General features: G+C 44.6%; 18 protein-coding genes. 9 read left to right on the top strand and 9 right to left on the bottom strand.

Going from position 1 to position 20,185, the window contains the following annotated elements:
- Positions 1-45 precede the first annotated feature (45 nt).
- From L0660_RS00260 to L0660_RS00245, 4 genes are all read left to right on the top strand, one after another.
- Positions 46-3,093, top strand: a complete 3,048-nt coding sequence (locus L0660_RS00260; protein ID WP_235156765.1) for a TonB-dependent receptor — start codon at positions 46-48, stop codon at positions 3,091-3,093.
- Between the two features lie 17 nt (positions 3,094-3,110).
- On the top strand, positions 3,111-4,739 hold the full coding sequence (locus L0660_RS00255) for a RagB/SusD family nutrient uptake outer membrane protein (protein WP_235156764.1): 1,629 nt from the start codon (positions 3,111-3,113) through the stop codon (positions 4,737-4,739).
- A 171-nt stretch (positions 4,740-4,910) separates the two neighbouring features.
- Entirely contained in the window at positions 4,911-5,549 is a 639-nt protein-coding gene (locus L0660_RS00250) for a hypothetical protein (RefSeq protein WP_235156763.1), read from the top strand.
- Entirely contained in the window at positions 5,542-5,997 is a 456-nt protein-coding gene (locus tag L0660_RS00245) for a hypothetical protein (protein ID WP_235156762.1), read from the top strand. Before L0660_RS00250 ends, L0660_RS00245 begins: the two co-directional genes overlap by 8 nt.
- A gap of 343 nt (positions 5,998-6,340) precedes the next feature.
- Here the strand turns inward: L0660_RS00245 and L0660_RS00240 are convergent, their stop codons facing one another.
- The 3 genes from L0660_RS00240 to L0660_RS00230 form a co-directional block, all read right to left on the bottom strand.
- On the bottom strand, positions 6,341-6,853 hold the full coding sequence (locus L0660_RS00240) for a DUF6934 family protein (protein ID WP_235156761.1): 513 nt from the start codon (positions 6,851-6,853) through the stop codon (positions 6,341-6,343).
- Between the two features lie 146 nt (positions 6,854-6,999).
- Positions 7,000-7,827, bottom strand: a complete 828-nt coding sequence (locus L0660_RS00235) for an HAEPLYID family protein (RefSeq protein WP_235156760.1) — start codon at positions 7,825-7,827, stop codon at positions 7,000-7,002.
- Between the two features lie 142 nt (positions 7,828-7,969).
- Complete coding sequence (locus L0660_RS00230; RefSeq protein WP_235156759.1) at positions 7,970-8,212, bottom strand: hypothetical protein; 243 nt, start codon at positions 8,210-8,212, stop codon at positions 7,970-7,972.
- 368 nt (positions 8,213-8,580) lie between these two features.
- On the opposite strand from L0660_RS00230, the gene tcmP reads away from it, so the two are divergent.
- Both tcmP and L0660_RS00220 read left to right on the top strand, forming a co-directional pair.
- On the top strand, positions 8,581-9,708 hold the full coding sequence (tcmP, locus tag L0660_RS00225) for a three-Cys-motif partner protein TcmP (protein WP_235156758.1): 1,128 nt from the start codon (positions 8,581-8,583) through the stop codon (positions 9,706-9,708).
- 1 nt (position 9,709) lies between these two features.
- Complete coding sequence (locus tag L0660_RS00220) at positions 9,710-10,435, top strand: DUF5131 family protein (RefSeq protein WP_235156757.1); 726 nt, start codon at positions 9,710-9,712, stop codon at positions 10,433-10,435.
- Positions 10,436-10,503: 68 nt separating this feature from the next.
- Here L0660_RS00220 and L0660_RS00215 read toward each other — a convergent pair whose 3' ends face one another.
- Complete coding sequence (locus L0660_RS00215) at positions 10,504-11,085, bottom strand: Crp/Fnr family transcriptional regulator (RefSeq protein ID WP_235156756.1); 582 nt, start codon at positions 11,083-11,085, stop codon at positions 10,504-10,506.
- 137 nt (positions 11,086-11,222) lie between these two features.
- On the opposite strand from L0660_RS00215, the gene L0660_RS00210 reads away from it, so the two are divergent.
- A complete protein-coding gene (locus L0660_RS00210; protein ID WP_235156755.1) occupies positions 11,223-12,290 on the top strand; it encodes an SDR family oxidoreductase in 1,068 nt (355 codons plus the stop codon).
- Between the two features lie 97 nt (positions 12,291-12,387).
- Here the strand turns inward: L0660_RS00210 and L0660_RS00205 are convergent, their stop codons facing one another.
- The 4 genes from L0660_RS00205 to L0660_RS00190 form a co-directional block, all read right to left on the bottom strand.
- Positions 12,388-13,209, bottom strand: a complete 822-nt coding sequence (locus tag L0660_RS00205; protein WP_235156754.1) for an alpha/beta fold hydrolase — start codon at positions 13,207-13,209, stop codon at positions 12,388-12,390.
- A 97-nt stretch (positions 13,210-13,306) separates the two neighbouring features.
- Positions 13,307-14,959: an NAD(P)/FAD-dependent oxidoreductase gene (locus L0660_RS00200; RefSeq protein WP_235156753.1), complete on the bottom strand. Its 1,653-nt coding sequence runs from the start codon at positions 14,957-14,959 to the stop codon at positions 13,307-13,309.
- A 164-nt stretch (positions 14,960-15,123) separates the two neighbouring features.
- Positions 15,124-15,909, bottom strand: coding sequence for an AraC family transcriptional regulator (locus L0660_RS00195; RefSeq protein WP_235156752.1), 786 nt, complete (start codon positions 15,907-15,909; stop codon positions 15,124-15,126).
- 33 nt (positions 15,910-15,942) lie between these two features.
- Positions 15,943-16,899: an aldehyde reductase gene (locus L0660_RS00190; protein ID WP_235156751.1), complete on the bottom strand. Its 957-nt coding sequence runs from the start codon at positions 16,897-16,899 to the stop codon at positions 15,943-15,945.
- 310 nt (positions 16,900-17,209) lie between these two features.
- On the opposite strand from L0660_RS00190, the gene L0660_RS00185 reads away from it, so the two are divergent.
- Both L0660_RS00185 and L0660_RS00180 read left to right on the top strand, forming a co-directional pair.
- Positions 17,210-18,079, top strand: a complete 870-nt coding sequence (locus L0660_RS00185) for an alpha/beta hydrolase (protein ID WP_235156750.1) — start codon at positions 17,210-17,212, stop codon at positions 18,077-18,079.
- Positions 18,080-18,560: 481 nt separating this feature from the next.
- Positions 18,561-19,508 (top strand): hypothetical protein, encoded by a 948-nt coding sequence (locus L0660_RS00180; RefSeq protein WP_235156749.1) that lies wholly within the window; start codon positions 18,561-18,563, stop codon positions 19,506-19,508.
- Between the two features lie 49 nt (positions 19,509-19,557).
- Here L0660_RS00180 and L0660_RS00175 read toward each other — a convergent pair whose 3' ends face one another.
- Positions 19,558-20,115, bottom strand: coding sequence for a helix-turn-helix domain-containing protein (locus tag L0660_RS00175; protein WP_235156748.1), 558 nt, complete (start codon positions 20,113-20,115; stop codon positions 19,558-19,560).
- Positions 20,116-20,185: the final 70 nt, after the last annotated feature.

The following is a 20,185-nucleotide window of genomic DNA, read 5'->3' as shown; positions in this document are numbered from 1 at the left end:
ACAAATACATCTATATCAGTAACAATTAACTAAACCGGTAACATTATGATTACAAATAGACTTACTCCTCTCGCGGGGTTTGGCAGACCGCTTTGTGCCATGCTGATCGCGGGATCCATCTTTACCGGCCAGGTGAGGGCGGCTATACACCCGCCAACCACGGCTGGTATGGAGCTTCCGGTAAAGGCAGAAAAAGTACTGAAGGGAAAAGTGCTGGACAACAACAATGCAGCATTGCCCGGCGTAAGTGTCGTGGTTAAAGGAACTTCTACCGGAACCATTACGGATCCCGACGGAAATTTTGAATTGAGAGCAGAAGATCAGGCTGCCACGCTTGTCTTTTCGTTTATTGGTTATGTTACCCAGGAAGTCGCCATTGGCAGTCGGTCGAATTTCGATGTTGTGCTGGCTGTTGACAGCAAGGAACTTACGGAAGTGGTTGTGGTTGGATACGGAAGTCAGCGTAAAGCAGACATTACCAGCTCAGTAGTGCGTGTTACGCAAGAGAATTTTGTAAAAACCCCTGCCGTGGATGCGGGACAGCTTTTGCAGGGAAAAGTAGCCGGTCTTACCATTTCAGCCCCAAGCGGTGACCCCACCCAGGGCTCTCAGATCCTGCTTCGGGGAAATACAACATTGCTGGGTGCTAACTCAAATCCCCTTGTGCTTATTGATGGTGTTCCCGGCGACCTTAAAACCGTAGCGCCTGAGGATATTGAGTCAATAGACGTTCTTAAGGACGGTTCTGCGGCTGCGATCTATGGAACGCGGGGCACCAATGGCGTAATCATTGTCACTACAAAAAGAGCCAGCGGCAATTATAACAGCACGGTTGAGTACAACACCTCTTTCAGCACACAAACAGTTGCCCGGAAGCTTGACCTCCTCACAGCAGCGGATTACCGTGCGCACATTGAGCAGGGCATCCGCGAGCCGTCGTGGGACCTGGGTGCGGATACAGATTGGATGAAAGAAATTTCTAAAAAAGCATTGAGCCAGGTCCATAATCTTACGTTCAGAGGCGGAAGCCACCGTACCAACTATCTTGTGAACCTTAACTACCGATATCTGGACGGTATTTTTATAAAATCTGAAAACAAAACCTTTAATGGACGCGCCGATGTAAACCATACCATGTTGAATGATAAACTCAACATTAATCTCGGTTTCATCAACTCATACAACAGCTATCCGACCACCGGCGATGGGGTAAGTTTCAACGGATATACCTATCGCCAGGCAATTATCCAGAATCCTACTGCACCATTGCGGAACCCGGACGGAACCTGGTTTCAGCAAACGGGGATCTTTAATTATGATAACCCTGTGGCACGGTTGCAGGAAAGTGATGGGAAAAACAACTCCCAGAATACCAGGATAACATCCAATATCAGCTACAGTCCCATTGAAGACCTTAAACTGTCGGCCCTGTTTTCCTACAATCAATACAATCAGAACCGTGGGTATTCAGAAACGAAGAGCCATGTATCTGCACTGCGGGACGGGCGTAATGGTTACGCCTCGATTGGTTCGGTGCGGTCGGTGGATAAGCTTATGGAGCTTACCGCACAATATTCCAAAAGCCTGAACCGTCACAAGTTCTCCCTGCTGGGCGGTTACAGCTATCAGGACAACTCGTTCTCGGATTCTTTCATGCAGAACTGGGATTTCCCGACTGATAAGTTTTCCTATAATAATATCGGCATCGGAGACGCATTGAAAACCGGACTTGCGCCGATTGGCAGCTCCAAAAGGGAAACCAACCTGATCGGCTTTTTTGCAAGGGCCACTTACAACTTCGACGACCGTTACCTGTTGCTGGCAAGTATCAGACACGAAGGTGCGAGCCAGCTATATGGCGCGAAAAACCCTTGGGGAACATTCCCGGCCGTTTCGCTGGGATGGCGTATCAGCAACGAAGCATTCATGAAAGGCCAGACGATCTTCGACGACCTGAAACTCAGGGCCGGCTATGGTGTTACGGGAACGCAGCCTAATAACCTGTTCCTCGGCGTGGCGATCCTGAATTATCAGAAGTTCTTTTACAGCAATGGCAAGTGGGTGCAGACATTGGTTCCTGCCCAAAACCCGAATCCCGACCTGAGATGGGAGGAAAAGCATGAATCGAATATAGGTCTTGACTTTGCCATCCTCAAAAACAGGATCAATGGTAGCATTGATTTTTATAACAGGAAGATCAAAGGGCTTTTGTATGATTTCCAGGTGCCCAGCCCGCCCAACTTGTACACATCTACCCGCGCTAATGTGGGCGTGATGGAAAACCGGGGACTGGAACTGCTGGTGAACTTCGTGCCGGTGCAAACCAACAATTTTACCTGGAATTCAAGTGTAAACTATTCGACCAATACCAACAAGCTGGTGAGTCTTTCAAACGACATTTATAAGACGACCAACGACTTTTTTACCACGGGTGCAACCGGCGACCCGGTTCAGACTTTTACGCACATTGTGCGGATTGGCGACCAGGTGGGGGATTTTTATGGCTTCAAGGTGGTGGACATATCCGAAGACGGTAAGTGGATTTACGAAGGCCGCGACGGTCAGCCGCAAAATTACGATGAGTTCCAGCATGCATTTGAGGACAAACGCGTGCTTGGAAACGGTTTGCCTAAGTTCTATCTCAACTTCAACAATAACCTGCGTTACAAAAATCTGGACCTGGGCGTAACCATGCGTGGAGCATTCAAATACCAGATCCTGAATTACCAGCGGATGTTCTTTGAAAGCACTGGCCTTCAACAGTATAACAACCTGAAATCGTCCTATGACAAGGTTTTTGACAAAGCTGTACTCAGCCCAACCATGCCACAGGAATTCAACAGTTACTACATTGAAGACGGGGATTTCTGGAAAATCGACAACATCACGATTGGTTACAACATCCCGAAGCTGAAAACAAAACACATTAAGGCCATCCGGGTTTACGGCTCTACGCTTAACACATTCACCTTTACCAAATACAAAGGCGTAGACCCCGAGGTGGACAGGCTGGGACTATCTCCTGGAAATGACAGCCGCGATAAATATCCAATGACCAGGACATTCACACTGGGGCTAAACTTGTCATTGTAAAAACTCTAAACTTGATTATGAAAAATATACACTTTGGTTTAAAAAGTAAAATTGCTGTTGTAGCGCTGTTGCTGGGCAGCTCGTGTACTGATCTGAAAGACGAAAGCTTCGACCGTATTATAGCCAACCAGTTCACACCAGCTTCCGGTGACGTGGCCTCGCTGGTGGGCGCTGCCTATACCAATTGGCGCGATGTGATGCAGCAATGGAATGGGCTTTTCCGCACCCAGGAGATATCGGGGGATCAGCTTGTTATCCCTTCCCGCCCGAATGGCTGGGTGGATGGCGGCGTTTACCGCAGGATCCACGATCACAAATGGACCGCCGACGACGAGATTGCGATCAATAACTGGAACAGGTCTTATGCTGGGATTGCCAATTGTAACCGGCTTATTTTCCAGATCGAATCGGGAAGTATTCCGTTTACAGAAGGGAAAGAGGCGGTAATTGCCGAGCTGAAAGTCCTTCGTGCATCCTATTACTATGTGCTTTGCGACCTGTTCGGAAATGTGCCGATTATCACGCAATTTGATGTGCCCGCTGGTTTTATTCCAAAGCAAAGCACACGGAAAGAGGTTTTCGATTTTATTGTCAAAGATATTCAGGATAATCTGCCGCTGCTATCAGAAAAGAACGATCCGACAACCTACGGACGTTTTAATAAATGGGGCGCACATACGCTTCTTGCCAAAATGTATCTCAATGCCGAAGTTTACACAGGCGCACCTGCCTGGGAAAAGTGTATCGAGCAATGCAACCTGGTGATCAACTCCAAGGCCGGATATGCATTGGAAGCGACCCAGAAAGAGGTGTTTAAAACAAATAATGAATCTTCTAAGGAGATCATTTTTGCTATACCTTTTGATATAAAATACGTAACCGACTGGAACGGATTTTCTATTCACATGGAAACATTGCAGCCAGCCAATCAGGCCACTTACAACCTGCTGAACACGCCCTGGGGTGGAATTTGCGCCATTCCGCAGTTTATTGATTCGTTCGACAAGGACGACGAGCGCCTGGTAAGCAACTGGATACAAGGTCCGCAGTATTCGGCAGGCGGAACACCGCTAACGAGTACGCTGGGGGCATACGCGGGCAAACCGTTGAGCTACATTAATCAGCTGCCCGGCGTAGATCAGTCGGAAGAGGTCCATGGTTTCAGGCTTGGGAAATTTGAAATTGAAAAAGGAACCACGGTAAACCTGAGCAACGACTGGCCCTTGCTGCGCTATGCAGATGTATTACTGATGAAAGCAGAATCGTTGCTGAGAAGCGGAAAAGCCGCAGAAGCAGCAACCATAGTGACGACTGTAAGAGCACGTAATTTTAAAGCAAATCCTGCGAAGGCCGTTGTTACTGCTGCGGATCTTCAAAAAGGAAGCACTTATGCTTACGGGTTGAAAAACCACAATACAACTACGAACGAGGGTGGAGCGGATATCAAATTTGGCCGTTTCCTCGATGAATTGGGATGGGAATTTGCACAGGAAGGGCGACGTCGGCAAGATCTGATCCGTTTTGGTGTGTTTACAACCAAATCCTGGTTATCCCACGTGCCCAACGGCGCCTACCGAACGCTGCTTCCAATCCCGAGGCCGGAGCTTAACAAAAATGCAAACTTGAAGCAGAACAACGGATACTGATCCTATCTGCTCATTGTCAGCACATGACCGACCGGTCGCCTTTTCTGGCGACCGGTCGTTTGCTTTAGCAAAGCGCCTTTGCAAGGAAAATCACAGCAAAAAATGTTTCAATCTTCTTTATATGTAACCTTTATTTAATTATATTAAGGATCAAATCATATCATTGTAACAATGGGCACGCTGCTGGTATTTCTGATCGTCTTTATTCCGATGGGTTGGGTATTCTGGCGACTGCTGCGATTCACGCGCAATACAATCGGCACGAACTCTCCGCTCAAAGTGCAACGGATTTACCAGACTACATTCCGCTCGTTCTTTGTCAGATTGGAATCCGTGTTTGTATTGATTTGCCTTTTTATGGGCTTCGTAATTCTAAAAGCTTCGCTCTTCGCAACCTTTTCAGGGCCGGACCCCATGATTGGACGGACGATTCTCATCATCTCTGGCTTTGCCCTTCTTTGTATGGGGATGTTCACTTTAGTGATTGACTTAAATCACTGGCCTTATGCCCGCGGCGTCGTGATTACGACATTACCGGATGAACATGAACTTGATATACAACTCCCCGACACAACCTTACGCATCAAAGAAGGCGACATTCGCAAAATCACGATGTATCATAACGAAGGCAAATTGCAACACGGATTTGCACAATTCCAGCTTACCAACGGCAACAGCTTTCTGCTCCCCTTTAAAACAGAAGGCATATGGGTCATCAATGAATATTTCAAAGGCATACCAATGGAATACCACATACAGCATGTCCCGCTGATCCGCACAACTTTCAAAAGCGAGGCAACCTATGAATGAGGTTCTGATCGTTGAAAACCGGCGATACGGATGGATAGTCCCTTTCGTCACGTTTCTTCTGGGCATTTGCCTCCTCGTGATAACCTACATGATGTACACCAGTGCAAAATGGGAAGATGAAATGTCGGCCCATTTACCAGTTGTCTGCATGAAAATCACTTACGGCTCAAAGGGCTTAGGAACCGTTAAATATCCCGATCGCATTTACGCAGAATATCTGGGCAAAACCTACAATTTCTCGATGGGAAGAAAGTACTACCGAAGCCTATCAGGCGTAGATACCATCGCAGTCCACTTCGACCCGGCAAGCGGCAAAGCATTCCTGCCAACAACATCCGCACGAGTCAAACATTACACCGGCCTCTACATCCTGTTCGCGGCTGGCGGTTTGTTGCTGATAGGTGGAGGCGTGTCGGAGTTTGTTAAGATTTTCAAGAAGCGGGTTTGAGGGGGGGGGGTTGAGAAAGATGTTCCGGTACTTGAAACGGCAGAGAATATCAGTTTAGAAATTCTTTCGGGACAGGATTTCTCTTCAGAAATGCCTTCATTTCCTCCGCTTTACGATCGAAAGTTGACTTTTCAGAATTGTTAAAATCGTCATAATGGGATGGCGAGGTAGGTTGCACAGATGGTATAGCCGAAGAATTTTTCATAAGAAGTAACCTAGTGGACGTATTGGGATATACTGAGCCTTTTGTACCAGTTATTGCCAAATGCCTCAAACCTTTCAGGCTCTTCTCTTTGGCTGTCTTTGAATGTTGGTTAGCCATATTTTGTTTTTTTATATTCGACTAGTGTTCGGACCTTTTCAAATTTAACAAAAAAGCATCGTAGTTGGTGCCTAGCTCAAAAGGAACCCACGATCCGTCCCAATCTGGCCAACTACCCATTATTTTTCCATCCACTTTATCCGCTTTAAACCCATAGATATTACAATACGCGATTAACTCATGATAATATGCATTGATACCCATCTGATATTTGCGGGTCCTCAACGCCAACTCTCCGGGCAAAACCGATCCTGTAGCTGCAATATTAGCGCGCGGATTGCTCCTCAAAAATTCCAGGGCCTTTTGCCCAACCGTTGCCAGTATACGATCTGTGTCACCATTTCTGATTGTAACTTTATCATCAATGTCACCTTTCAGGGTGTTCCAAACTCCAAAACCGACATTATAGAATCTTGTTTCAGCATCCATCAGTGTAATCCGAATCCGCAATTCAACTGCGCCTAACTCTCCAACACTAAAAAAGCAAAACTCCTGACCTCCAATTTGATGTGTTGGATATGGGATAATGTCCATATAAATGTGTGTTACCAATAAGGCACAAATCTATGTAAAAATCTGTGCAGTTGGCTTTCGCTTGCTTGGGTCAGCGTGTCTATAATTTTATCGGACGTAGGATTTGGCGATACTTGATTTTTCTATACATAGGAACGCTTCACAAGTTATTTCTGTATGCGTTTCGGCTCGAAGATGATCCGGGCCATAAAGCTCATGCCGTCGTTCCGGAAGTTGGTGGGAATGCCCGTTACGAGTCCTAATGCCAGATTCGATGCCAGAACCAATTTCATCTGTGGCCGAATTACTGTGTGGCGGCTCGTGGCCGAAGACTCGTCATTTATCTCAAGCCCAACAAAGTTTCCGCTCGGAAGCACGTAATGCATACTGGCATTTACCTGATAAAACAGCTCGCTTTTTGCCTCCTCCGGCGTAAATTCCCATTCGGGACCTGTATAAATCATGGTGTTGATCCGGCTTCCCCACTTTTTGGCAACAATAAGAAACGGGCTGACGGAATTACCTTTCAGCATGCCCCGGCCATGATTCATGGAATAAAAAGAATGGGTGCGAAATTCATGCATATAACCCGCAGCCATTGACATCTGCTGCTTTTCGGAAACCAGGAAAGTATATTGAGCGGCCAGTTTCAACCCTTCAACGCGGTTTCGAGGAAGCGCCGCCCCTTCCTGTGCCTGGGCCGACCTGTAAAACGAAAACGGCAGCTCTACTTCCAGACCAAGCCTGTTCACGGGTGAAAATTCGTATTCAACAAAAGAATGGTTGACCGTATAATCCTTGTGTCCTTCAACGCCATATCCGACGTTCCATTCTTTCTCTCCTTTTCTGGCGCCCAGATCACGGATAAGATCCATGTAAAGCGGCTCGGCGTGGCGGATTTTTAACGGTTTTGGTTTTTGAACTGTATCAACCTGCGCCGTGGCAGACAGCATTGTAACAGCAAACAGGATCGTTGTGATGATGAAGTTTTTCATGTTTTCATTGTTTTTGATACAATGATACGGGCCAATGTTGGAGGAAATTGGGAATCAGGAGGTTTTTGCTATATCCGTAAAAAAGCCAGGCAATCCTTTGCAGATTGCCTGGCTTTTCGTTTCGAGAACAGCGAATCAGATTCTACTTTTTCAATTCCCCGATCCGCTGGAAAAAGAACATTAGTTCTTTAAATGAAGTAAAAACGTCCGTCGCGCGAAGGCTGTGCCCAAGCTCCGGCTGCGCATGCATGTAGCCTGAATAAATGTCCCAAAGATCATTCATCCAGCTGGCAGCGCTGCTCTGACTGAGCAACTCCGCAACTTCCCGGCCGTACGCCAGGTGCATCGAATCCAGGGATTCGTTGGGGTTTTGTTGTGTTTGCATTTTGGTAATATTTTAGGATTTAAAAAAAGTGGTGCCCTGCATTAGGTGTCCTAAAGCCATTACCGGCTTTCGGGGGACTTTCGCCGCACCCACACCATCGCAGGGCATTTCTTGCAAATTTCTTCATAATCGGTAATTGTTTATAGGAGGTCGAAGGTTCGAAAGAAATTTGGAGAAATGCAAGAACCCATCCAATTACATATGGAAGTCGCACCTAACGAGCCTTAAAATTTACCGATTGATAAATGATAGCTAAAAACATTGCCGAAGAATAAATAGATATGGTTTTTTAACCAAAAGATGAAACTTAGGGCCTCGAAGAATTTCGCATTAATTATTAAGCATTAATACTTTTATCGCCCTCCCTTATGCACAAAAAAGACATAAAACTTAATCTACTGAGCCATTCCGAAGCGAAGGTTCGATTACTCAGTGAATACTTAAAGCGTTACATTAACATTATTAGTAATGATGGGTTTACTGAAAAAATCAACATATATGATCTATTCTGCGGACAAGGCCTTTATGAAGATAACAAAGAAGGGAGTCCGATTGTAATACTTCGCCAAGTTCAAGATACTTACAAGTTACTCGTTGAACGTAAAACGGATAAAATCCCAAGTATAGATTGCCAGTTTAACGACAAAGACAAGGACAAGATTGATATCCTAAGAAATGCCATAATCGCACTATCACTGCATAATCCAAGCTCTGGAAATCTTATTTTAACATCACAAGATTATAAAGAGGAAGTTACAAGACTTGCTAGAACATTTAAAAGGACCCGAAATGAAAAGCACTTTGTTTTTATTGATCCTTATGGATACAAGGATATAAGATCAGAACATTTGAAATCTTTAATGGACTGTGGCAAGAAATGCGAGATTCTTTTATGGCTCCCAGTTCAACACATGTACAGATTTTCAGAAAATGGAACTCCCGAAGCACTCTTGGATTTCATTGAAGAGCTTACGCAATACAAGGAATGGGTGCCGAACGACAATGTATGGAAGTTTGTCAATCAGCTAAGGGAAGGATTTCAAAAATCCCTGGGCGAAAAGTATTTCGTTGATCATTTTTCAATCAAAAAGGATGAGAAGACCGTTTTCTGCCTTTATTTTTTTACAAGCCATATCAGAGGATTTGAAGAAATGCTGGAAGCAAAGTGGGAGATTGATACTGAGAATGGACGAGGCTGGGAATTTTCAGGAAACGTTCCATCCTTGTTTTATGAGTATAGAACGAACGCATTAGAGCAAAAATTAAAGGCTTATCTTGCAACAAAGAGGTGCTTTAATAATGATATCTATGAATTCACTTTAAGGCAGGGATATCTACCAAAGCATACAAACGAAATTTTCGAAAGCTGGCAGACGAATGGTCTACTTGACGTTTATTTATCTGAGGGAGTGAAGGCAAGGAAGGGAGCTTTTTATGTCAAGTACTATAAGGCTGGTGACGCTAACAACAATAAAGTATACTTCAAACTGAAATAAGATGGCGCAATCAAGCATTGAGTGGACGGAGATGACCTGGAATCCTACAACTGGGTGCACGAAGATCTCTACTGGTTGTAAATTTTGCTATGCAGAAATCATGTCCAAGAGATTGCAGGCAATGGGGATTGAAAAGTATAAGGATAATTTTGAAGTCCGAACACATCAAGATTCTTTGTTGATTCCATACACCTGGAAACATTCGAAAGTTGTATTTGTAAATTCAATGAGTGACCTCTTTCACAAAGACATTCCATTTGACTTCATCAAGAAAGTATTTGAAGTAATGAATGATAATCCGCAGCACGTTTTCCAGGTTTTGACCAAAAGAGCCGAGCGATTATTTGAAGTTCATAAGGAGCTTAGATGGAGTCACAACATTTGGATGGGCGTCTCTGTTGAAAATGAAAGTGTTATGAGTAGAATTGATTTCTTGCGTGAGACAAAAGCAAAAGTTAAATTTCTCTCCTGTGAACCGTTGTTAGGTTCACTACCCAATTTAAATCTTGCCGGAATTGACTGGGTTATTGTGGGGGGCGAAAGTGGGCATAGGCCCAGGCCCATGAATACAGACTGGGTTTTGGAAATTCAAGAACTGTGCAAGGATAGTGAAGTTGCATTTTTCTTCAAGCAGTGGGGCGGCAAAAACAAAAAGGAAAATGGAAGGCTTTTAAACGGCAAAACGTACGATGAAATGCCCGAAGTATTGCTGCAAGAAAGCGCTTAAAGAATACCCCGGATGGTGATAGAAAGATTTCCAAAAAATTGACCCGCCAGTATGCATTCACAAAAAAATCATTTCTTCATAGCCAGGCTTTTCTTAATCCTGCTCAGCGTTTCCGGGGCGATGCCCAGGTAGGAGGCGATCAGGTTTTGGGGGACGCGTTCGATCATTTTGGGGTTTGATTCTGCCAGTTTTACGTATTTTTCTTCGGCCGAATGCGTGATGGAGCTCATTAACCGCCGCTCCTTGGTGACGATGCTGTTTTGGTATAGGATGCGGAAATAGCGGTCCATGACCGGGACGGTTAGCGTTAACGCTTCATAATTTTCCCGGGAGATCAGCAGCAATTCCGAATCTTCAATGGCATCAATGTTGAATACGGCCTGCTCGCCCGACAAAAAGCTGTTGAAATCGGATAACCACCACCCTTCCCAGCCAAAAACGCTCATGTGTTCGTCGCCCTTGTCATCCACATTGTAAGTTCTTAGCAGTCCTTTTGCTATAAAAGTCAAATGCTTGCAAACATCGCCTTCCTGCAATAAATACTGGCGTTTTCTCAGTTTTTTGGGAATGAAAAAGGTCTTGATGGCCTCCTTATCAAGGTCCGAAAGCGAAACCTTTTCCTGAATGTGCTGAAAAAGTACTTCAATCATAGCTAATCACATTTACACCGGCAAAGATAGGAATGCTTGATTTAGATCAACTGCATTACTTGACGCAGGTCAATGTGCATCGCCTTGGCATGCGGTAATTTTGTAACATTAAATCAAGTGTTGAAAATCCCAAGCAAATGACAAATATTGCACTAGTAGTAGGCGCAACCGGCATCACCGGAAGCAACCTCGCAGAAAAACTGATTGAAAAAGGCTGGATCACTTATGGCCTTTCCCGTCATCCGAACACAGAAATCTCCGGCTTAAAACCTATCGCCGCTGACTTGCTCAATCCGACTGATCTGACAGCAAAACTGGCGGATGTGGCGCCTACCCACGTTTTCTTTACAAGCTGGATGCGCAATGATACGGAAGCTGAAAATATCCGCGTCAACAGCGCGATGGTCCGGAATTTACTAGACAGCCTTTCTGCACGAAAGTCGGTCCGGCATGTTGCGCTGGTTACTGGGCTTAAACATTATCTGGGGCCGTTTGAGGCTTATGCAAAAGCTGGCACATTGCCCGAAACGCCCGTCCGGGAAGAACACCCCAGGCTGAATCTGGAAAACTTTTACTATGCCCAGGAAGACGAAGTTTATGCTGGCGCTGAGCGTGATGGTTTTACCTGGAGCATTCACAGACCGCATTCTGTGGTGGGCAAAGCAGTTGGTAATCTCATGAATATGGGCACCACGCTGGCCATTTACGCAAGCATTTGTAAAGAGACCGGCAGGCCATTTCAATTTCCCGGCTCAGCCGAGCAATGGAACGGGTTATCCGATGTCACAGATGCAAAACTGCTGGCTGAACACATGATCTGGGCCGCCACCACCGAAGCGGCTCACAATGAAGCATTTAATGTTGCGAATGGCGACCTCTTCCGCTGGAAATGGCTTTGGAAACAAATAGCAGACTGGTTTGCCATTGAGTCAGCCGGATTTGGCGGGCAAATTCGCCCTTTGGAGCAAGAAATGGCAAACGACGCCCCGGCCTGGCAGCAGATTGCTTCCAAATACAATTTGAAAGAACCCGATATTAATCGTCTGGCCTCCGCCTGGCATACGGATCTCGATTTGGGCCGCCCTTTGGAGGTTATGACGGACATGTCCAAAAGCCGAAAACTGGGCTTTACGGGCTATCAGGATACGCGTGACTCGTTTTTTGATTTGTTCAAAAGGCTGAGAGCGGAGAACTTGATTCCTTGATAGCTGGAACTAACATTAGTATTGCAAAATGGCCGGACGGAAAAATTCCCACCCGGCCATTCTAATGCTCCTGACAACAATCAAGCGCCAGTTAATATTATCCCTGAATGAACGTCAGGATATCCTTATTAATGGTTTCGGCTTCCGTTGTCGGCATCCCATGTGGAAAACCTGGATACGTGATCAGTTTACCGTTTTTCAACAATTTAGCGGCTTTTAGTGCAGTGATCTCATAAGGCACGATCTGGTCGTCTTCACCATGCAGCACCAATACGGGCACATCAACGGTTTGCAGATCTTCGGTAAAATCAGTTGCAGAAAACGCCTTAATGCATTCATAATGAGCTAGAATGCTTCCCATCATACCCTGGCGCCACCAGTTGTCTCGAATGCCCTGCTTTTCAACAGCACCTGCACGATTATATCCGTAAAATGCCTCCGAGAAATCCTTGAAATACTGCGGTCTCTGTGTAGCAGTCATCTCGCGGATTTCATCAAAAACTTCCATCGGCACACCATCCGGATTTGTTTCTGATTGCACCATAAGCGGGGTTACGGCACTTACCAGCACGGCTTTGGCAACCCTGCCAGCGCCATGTTTATTCACATAGCGTATCACTTCACCCCCACCCGTTGAGTGACCGACATGTATAGCGTCTCTAAGGTCCAGATGTGCAACAAGTTCGGCTACATCCGCAGCGTAAGTATTCATTTCATGGCCTTCAAAAGTTTGGGAAGAACGTCCGTGTCCGCGACGATCGTGCGCAATGACGCGGAAGCCTTTTTGAAGAAAAAACATCATTTGATTATCCCAGTCATCGCTGGAAAGTGGCCATCCGTGGTGAAATACGATAGGTTGTCCAGTGCCCCAGTCCTTGTAAAATAGCGTAGCCCCGTCCCTTAGCTGCAATGTGCTCATGATTATATTTATTGAGAGTGAAAATTGATGCGACAATTACGTAACAATCGGATCACTTTTCAAGCAACGCGCGTGAATGTTGTGTTAATTTGGTTCATTAAACTACTTTCAGCTTCCTTCTCGTATTGATCTTCGTTTTGATCCACTCAGGATAATGCGTTGCATCCTCGGCTGCATATACGTGAAGTTGTTGGGACGGATCTGGTTTCAGCAGCGCCGCCTGGGATGTGCCGAGGATCCTTGCGGCCGTTTGCACACCCGAATAACTTGCTCCCGCAACCCCGTTGGCCAGAATGCTCGCGCCGCACAAATACAGATTTTCAATTTCACTTTGCGCTTTAAATGCAAATGCTCCTATCTGCCAGAAACTTTTTTCGGTGCCATACACACAGCCGTCCGTGGAACCAATGTAATGCTTGTTGGTAAGCGGCGTGCCCATTTCTTTCTGGACAATGGTTTGGCTGATCCCCGGCAGCACCTTTTCGAGGCTTTTGATCATTTTCATGCTCAGCCGTTCTTTAAAATCCAGGTATGCCTGGGAATGTATTCCGGTTTCCCCATCAAACTGACTGAAAGCGTGCTTGTTTATAAGCGTAATCACTTCCAGCGTATGGTGAATGCCGTCAAAACTCGTCGGATCTTTTAATGTACTGGAACTGATAAAAAGGGCTGGAAAGGCGTTTTCTGAGGCAATATCTGCATCTTCATCCTGACCATACGATTCTTCCGCCGCTTCATCTGGCACCAGCCAGACATTTCCTGAGTCCAAACCCGCTTTGCGGAGATCCATATCAACCGTCAAAAACAGGATCAGCGAGGTGCAGGAATATTTGGTATTTTTTAATTGATTCAAAAGCTGCTTGCTGAGGTTTTGCTCACCTATCAGACTTTTATAAGTCGTTCCCGGATCCGCATTGGAAATAACCCTTTTTGCATAAATAAGCGCACCTTTTTCTAGTTCGACACCCACCGCACGCTTCACTTTCTCACCTCGTATCAAAATGCGCTTCACCTTCTGCCCCGTCCTGCATTGACCGCCGTGTTTTTTAATCACATTGGCCATCGCCTTCACGATCGCCGCACCGCCGCCCATCGGATAAAAGCCGCCTTTTGCATAGTGTGCCATCACAGCAGCGTGGTAGGGAAAGCTGGCTTGGGCAGGCGGAAGGCCGTGGTTACCCCACTGGATATTCAATATTTTTTTCAAAAGCGGGTCCTTGATATGCCAGTCAATAACCCGTTTTACGCTGAATAGGCCATATTTTCCAAGATGTCGCGTGCGCCAGGGAATGGTCAGGTGATCACGGAAACCATTCATTTCTGAGATCAGGTCCAGCTGGCTGCTGACATTTTTAACCGCGGTAAGATACTTTTTAATCCCCTTTTTTTCTGCGGGAAATTGTATGGAAAGCGCTTCGCAAAGTGCGTCGAAATGGGCTGGAATATCAACGCGTTTTTCACCGATCCAGCAATGTTCATAGGCAGCCGGGTTCATTTCAAAAAAGGTGAGTTCATTGGCAATTCCCAAACCTTCGTACAACATTCGGGTAGACTGCCCTTCGCCCAGCTGACCTATATAATGCACCCCGGGAGAAAAACGCTGGCTGCCGATCCGGAAGCTGTGGCACCAGCCGCCGAACACGTTATGCTGTTCCAAAATGAGCACCGTTTGCCCCTCACGCAGCAGGCAAATCGCCGCCGAAAGCGCACCCATACCCGAGCCGATAATGACATTATCGAATTCATACATTAAATCCTGCGGTTCAGACGACACAATATGGGCTGGCTATTTAAGAAACTGGGAGTGATTGGAATGAATATAAAAATATTGTTCCTTGGCAAATGCAGAAAAATGAATGTTATTAAATTCTCAATTAATCTATCCTCCCCGCCTGCTTTGCGCCTAACCAGCCGCTATTGCAACACTTCTGACGGAGTCCTGCCGAATTCTTTTTTAAATACAAATGAAAAATGAGACAGGTCTTCAAAGCCAACTTCCAGATAGACTTCACTGGGTCTGTGTTTTTGCTGGCTGATTTGAAAATAGGCTTCGTCGAGCCGTTTCTTTTTAAGCCAATTTCCGGGGTTTGTGCCGAAAACCTTTTGAAAATCCCTTTTAAATGAGGACAAGCTTCTGCCAGTAAGAAAGGCGAAACGTTCCAGGCTAATATTAAAGCGGAAGTTGCGGTTCATATATGCTTCGAGGTCAATCTTGGCAGGAATTGCGAAGTTGAAAAACACATTAGCCATCGCAGGATCAGACTTTAAAATGATCATCAGCAGCTCTTCGCGTTTTATATCCGCAAAAGTTTCGTCAATCTCCAAATCTCCGGAGTAGTAAGGTTCCAGCGACTGGATATAGTTTTTAATCAGTTTGTTATCTTGTATAAAAAGAAAAGAATCATTGTTGCTGTCAGCCTGGGCTTGAACCGGATGCCGCTCCAAAAACTTCCTTAGGAATGGCTCATCCAATGTGATAATGATCTTTTCAAATTCGTCCTTATCCTTATATTTTGTATAGCGCACCAAATGGTTTTTCCTGGCGATGCAGTAATCCCCGGGAACCATCTGATAATGCTTGTGACCGTCAAAAGCCTTTATTGAACCTTTCAGTAAATACAGAAAGAAATGTTCTGATATAAATTGCTCCGGCGAAATTTCCGGCCCCAAATGACAGGATTGCAGGTTATTAACTTTCACTTGTCACATTTGATTTTATGAATCCAAATTTACTCATTTATACAAACTGTCAACACTTTCCAGAATAGCGGATTGTCTGCTTTTCGGATCCCAACCTAATATTTCCACTGCTTTCCTGTTCGACATTTGAATATAAAATGCTTCATCCGTCTGCTGCATATCAGCAATATCCGCGGCCAGTTCAGGCCGTTCGGTTTTGATCAGTTGCGCCACATCGTAGACGCTCATTACGCCCTCAGATGTAGCCAGAAAGCGCTGTCCGTTTGCTTTGGGATGCAGCATTGCTTTTATATGGATGTCGGCAACATCACGTACATCAACAACGCCGAATGTAAATGCCGGGCTTTCGGTTGTAGTGCCGCCGATGATCCCCTTCACGATCGTGTCCAGCGAAGCCGACGAAATATCTCCCAAAACCGGCCCGAAAATCCCAACCGGATTGATAACAGTAAGCTCCATGCTACCACCTTCTGTTTTTATAAAATCCCACGCCGCTTTTTCTGCAATGGTTTTAGATTTAATGTATGCCATGATCGGCGCATGCTCATCCGTCCAGTCTGTTTCGGTGAATACGTGATCCTTTGCATTATTACTGTAACCAATGGCAGCAAACGACGAGGTAAGCACAACGCGCTTAACACCTGCATTGCTCGCTGATTTCAAAACACGCAGCGCACCGTCACGAGCAGGAATAATGAGCTCGTTCTCATCTTTGGGCGCCTGGGCTGGAAATGGCGATGCAATGTGCAGCACATATTCGCAGTCCCTTACCGCTTCCTCCCAGCCTTCATCTGACGTCAGCTCAGCCTGATGGAAGGAAAGATCAGTAAAATCGTCAATTCCGCCATCTTTCAATGCATCAATTATTTTGTCTTTTTTAGACAAAGAACGGAGCGTGGTTTTCACCTGATAGCCTTGTTGTAACAGTTGCAAGATCGTATGGATGGCTACGAATCCGGTTCCGCCTGTAACTAATATGATACGTTTCATTTCGATTGGTTTTAAAAGTGAAATTTGATTTGGGTTGTTGCCTGGCGTGGCCACGCCATACATTTTCGGATTTTCAAGTCCTCATGTTGTCTTTGTTTTTCCAATACAAATTTCAGCAATCGCAGATCAGGCTGCTTTGTTGTGAAGTTCAATTTTTCTTTGTTGTTGGGGTCATCCGAAAACTTCCCGCCGGATTTATATAAATTGTCTTTTTTAACCAAATTACGCCAAGCACGGCACCCACTACGACCGCAGTAGCAGCCGTAGTAATCAGCAAAAATCCGATGCCCTACTTAATTAAATTATATCGATGAAATTGATAATTTATCCCTTTCAATGGCTGACCAGTCTATTTTTAGTTGTCGCTTTTCAGGCACATTCTCAGAATTTACAGGCGTATACACCTACATCAAGTGAGGTGTTGACGATTCACTCCAAGCTTTTAAACGAAGACCGAAAGGTGTATGTGCATTGCCCTAAAGCAGACTCCGCGGATAGAAACAACCATTTTCCAGTCATATACGTAATGGACGGCGACAATCATTTTGAATTGCTTGTTCAGTATGTCGATTATCTGAGTAGGCCCGACGTTTCGGCAATGCCGAAGACAATTGTCATTGGCATCCCAAATACAAAACGAACCAGAGACCTTACCCCAACCAACAGCTTACTTAACTTTGAGGAAAAACCAGACAGTAGTTCGTATACAAGCAGCGGCGGGAACGAAAAATTTTTACAATTCATCGAGAATGAATTGATCCCAATGATTGACAAAAATTATAAAACAACACCCTACAAAATATTTGCAGGGCATTCCTTTGGAGGCCTTTCAGCACTTAATTGTCTGCTGACTCATCCGGATCTGTTTGATGCGTATATTGCCGTAAGCCCATCTCTTTGGTGGGACAGGAAGTACATGTTAAGAATGACTGATGAAAAATTAAAAAGTGGTTCAGCCCTAGACAAAATATTTTTTTACAGTGACGGAAACGAAGGGGGGCCTAATTCGTTTTTCCATAAACATCTGTTGAAGCTGGATGCAACAATTGCTAAGAAAAAGCTAAAAGGATTCAAGTATCTCTACAAACATTACCCCACTGAAACCCACATGACCGAACCCGTTGTGGCTTATTACGATGCCCTGCGTTTCATTTTTGAAGACTGGGAAAAGCGTCGCTAGGGATCATTACTTTAAAAATCTTACAGCTAAATCCATTGCGAGTTTTATTGCAACAAAAAAGACTTAGCAGAATTTGCTAAGTCTTTGATTTTCATGTGGTCACGTAGGGATTCGAACCGCCCAGCGGCCCGGCCCAAACCTCCTAATCCGTAGTAGCGTCCTAAAAGCAACAAAAAAGCGCCAATCTCGCGAAAGGCGCCTTGGGTTGTGGTCACGTAGGGTCTGTGAATCACCTTATTATATATCTTAAAATCAGCCCTTTACATTTTTACAAAATCTAAATGATGCACATTTGATACACGCAATAAATTAGAAATTCTGAATATATAAAGCAATCGACTGATTATTAGAGCATTAGAATGATACTTTTTTTTGAATTTTTGCACAAATTTGCTTCACATATTAAAATTATCCAGTTATTGTATCTATCTAATATGCTTTTCCACGACCTTAGGCAATTAGATAGTAAGCTAAACTTGATATGCCCGAAAAGGAACTCGAAGAGCGTGAAAAAAAAATTGTAAAGACTTTCTTCGGAGTCGGTCTAATAATATTTGTTTTGACATTAGTGAACTTCGCAATTCATGGAAGATTGTCGTTTTTTGGTGACATTGATCATGACTATTTGAGCGCATTTGGCAGCTTTTTAGGAAGTACTGTTGGGCTTTTGGTGAGTACTGCGGCTACATATCTTGTCTGGATGACATTGAAGGCTCAGCGTGAAGATATTGCAGGGGTAAAAGCAATGGCACAGAAGCAGATAGATCTAAGCCTTAAACCAGATCTCTATATTTTAGATGAAGAAGTAGTTGGTCATGTTTCTTTGGCTTCTAATGGAAGGTACTATCCATGGACAATCCTGTCAGTACCATCAAATAGCGACAAAGATCTTCCACAAGTGAGCCTGGTTAATATCGGGATAGGTGCAGCTAAAAAAATTACTTACAAATGGGATTTCGATCTCACTCGAATAGCAGCATACATAAATACGGCTGACGGAGGCATTGCTATCAACTTACGAGCACGTAACGCCCTTCAAATAACTCTTAGTGAAACAGTAGGAGGAGTGTTTATTTCCACGCCTTATCTATCAGAAAATCAGCTTGATATTATTGTTCCTTATCGGATAGGAGATTCTTATAAAAGAATCCCAATCCCCTACCCTTATTTGCTGTCTTTCTATCTAACCGTCTATTTGATGCTCGAAAGTGCTGAGAAAAAAACACTCTCGGAAGATCATCTTTTAGAAAACTTCCCCCAGTGCATTCTTAGTATTTCATATATGGATGCATTAAATAATACACATAAAAAACAATTTACTTTGGTGCTCAAAGAAGCAATTGGATCTATGGTGAAAACTTCCGGCGCAAATCCTGCTTTTTCAGGAAAAATTGGGTTTGTCGAACAACTTGATTCTCCGGAGATTTAGCATTACTTCCCAAAAGCTAATGCTGAAAACTTCTTCAAAACAAATCTGTCTACTTTCTTACATTCGCCTCCCTTTGCCGATAAGGCCATAGAAGAAGCCTTTCCGATTCAGAATATGGCGCTAGGCGCCTATAAAGCTCTCTGTGCCTATCACTAAACCATGGTGGCGTGAACTGGACATAGCCAAGCAAAGCGAAAAATACCATTCTAAACTGTTCGTTGTTAAGCCGCTGAACTATCTCATCAAACCCGACACCTTTGCTAACAAGGGTATCAAATTTTATTGAAAAGCTGACCTCAACCCACTTTTCGAAAACACCATAAAAGTCCTCGGTATGTTCAACGCACAAGTTGTGCATTTCGACAGCTCTTTCTCCAATTGATTTAGTTGCCTGATTTCTGAGCATCCAAAGATCTTCTGCCATGAAATCAGACATATTAACGTCCATAGCGTCTACTATACTAATTAGCTGGTCGAGAGTCATTTTGCTGCCTCGCTTTTCCAGCCTGGCATAATAGGAAGGATCGAGGTTTAATTTATTGGCAATATCTATTTGCCTAAATCCCCGTATCTCTCGGATAGTTTTAATTCGTTGGGTAATGTCCATAGGCCAAAGTTAGCCGACCGATTCATCTAAAAAAAGGACTTATATGTAAAATATAATGGACTTATTGTTT

Source organism: Dyadobacter sp. CY351 (assembly GCF_021502625.1).
GTDB lineage: Bacteria > Bacteroidota > Bacteroidia > Cytophagales > Spirosomataceae > Dyadobacter > Dyadobacter chenhuakuii.
Note: the sequence above shows the minus strand (reverse complement) of the source record. Positions and strands in the feature narration are given on the sequence as shown.